The organism is Streptomyces sp. ERV7 (assembly GCF_001653515.1).
In the GTDB taxonomy this organism is placed as follows: domain Bacteria; phylum Actinomycetota; class Actinomycetes; order Streptomycetales; family Streptomycetaceae; genus Streptomyces.
Genome location: NZ_LYOY01000068.1, coordinates 1 through 1848 on the forward strand (window position 1 = coordinate 1; position 1848 = coordinate 1848).

Below are 1848 nucleotides of genomic sequence, written 5' to 3' on the forward strand. Positions count from 1 at the left end.
GCGCGGGCTGATGCGGGTCCTGATGGGACTGAGCACTCCGGACGAGGTGTTCGGGGACGAGAAGTTCCGCCACCGAGTGGCCCAGGCGCCCCGTGGCGCGGTCCCGGAGAGCACCGCGCCCCTGCCCCGCCAGGACCTCCTCGACGCCCTCGTAGCGGCGGAAGGAGACCCGTCGTGACGCCGTTCTGTCGACGCGCCGCCTCCGTGGCGGAAGGAGGGCGCCCGTGACCGCCCCCACCGTCGTCTCCTCGCCCCGGCCCCGGCCGGCGGTGGGAGCGGGCCGCCGGGTGCTGCTGGCCCCGGTCACGATCACCCCCTCCAAGCCGCTCACGCCGTCCCACCTCAAGGGGCTGTTCTGGACGGACGTGATGTACCGGGCGACCGCGTGTCTGTCGGAGGTCGACTACCGCTTCAGCCACTCCACGTACCACCTCACCGAACAGACCCTGGCGTTCTGGGAATTCCTCGACCGGACCCAGGGAGACACCGCCTACGCCTCGCTGACCGAGGACGACATCGGCTCGCTGTACGTGCGCCACCGGGCGGCGAAGGACCGGGTTCCGGCCGCGGCGCTGCGCCCGTACGCCGACGCCGTCGAGCACCACGGCTGGGTGCACCCGGCCGCGACCCGCGTCCTCGAACTGTGGCGGGGCCACTACGCCCGTCTTGGCCTGTACGACCCCGGGCTGCTCGCCCACCAGCCGCCCGGCCTCGGCCTGGAGGAGATGCTGGAGCATCTGCGCGCGCGTGGCGTGTGCCTGGACCACCGGGAACTCGGCGGCCCGGTCTACCTCGACCTGACACGGCACGGTCTGCCGCTGCGGCAGATCGTCACCGCCGACGGCCGCCCCAACTACCTCGCCTGCGCACTGCGCGAACTCCTCCCGCTCGCGCCGCACTACGACGAGCTGGTGTTCCTGTACGACCGCGACCTCGACCCGGACTACCAGCTCCTCGCGCGCGTGCTCGGGCCCCTGGGCCCCGTCGTGCACCGGGTCACGGTCGGGCGCGTCCCCGTGGACGGCGAAATCCGCTCGGCCCGCACAGGCGGCTGGCGGGGACTGGACGCGGCCTCGCTGATCGAGACGGCCTCCGCCGACCACGACGACGCCGCGATCCGGCTCGGCATGCGGCTCTACTTCATCGCGACCCTGGGACCGGGCCAGGCCCAGTCGCACAGGCCCGATCTGCTGAGCCAGTGCCTCAAGCGCGCCGACCGCCTGCTGGGCGGCGCGCCCGACACCGCGGAGCCGGGTCTGCCCGAACGGCTGGGCGTCCACCGCCGCGACCACACCTATGTGGATCCGTACCGGCTCACCACCAGCCTGCTCGGCCGACGCCGCGCCGCGCCCGCGCGCGATCTGCTGAAGGAGGTGTTCCTGTGCCCCTGACCGAGCACCGGCTCCCCCCGGCGGGCGCCCCCGTGCCCCTGACCCAACGACGGCTCCACGCGGAGGCGTTCCGGCGACTGCGGGAGGCGCGGCCCGAACTGGCCGCCGCCGAGGGCGAGTCGGATCTCGACGCGCTGCTGGCGGTGCGCAGCCGGGTCGCGGAGCGGCCGGACGCCGACGCCGTCCAGGCGGTGGCGGTCGTACGCCGCTTCGACCCCGCGGCCTGGGTCCATGACGCGTCCGCCTTCGCGCTCGGGCTGGCACCCGACACCGCGGCGGCCTGGCGGCGCTCATTCACCCGAACGGTGTTCCTGGCCGGGAACCCCGCGAACCTGCTGGGCCGTTACTCCTTCGACCACCTGGCCGAGGACGGGTCGGTCGGCTGGTGCGGCCCGGCACCGGCCGAGAGCAGCGCGGGGCTGCGCCGCCTGCTCAAGCTGTTCCTGTCCACGGCCGC

Annotated in this window: 2 protein-coding genes; both read left to right on the top strand. The window is 74.2% G+C overall.

Annotated elements, in window-relative coordinates:
• Positions 1-224: 224 nt before the first annotated feature.
• A complete protein-coding gene (locus tag A8W25_RS29960; protein WP_234386652.1) occupies positions 225-1391 on the top strand; it encodes a hypothetical protein in 1167 nt (388 codons plus the stop codon).
• Positions 1382-1848 (top strand): DUF6182 family protein (locus A8W25_RS29965; protein ID WP_234386653.1); only part of this gene is annotated, 467 nt, incomplete at its 3' end. The genes A8W25_RS29960 and A8W25_RS29965, both read left to right, overlap by 10 nt.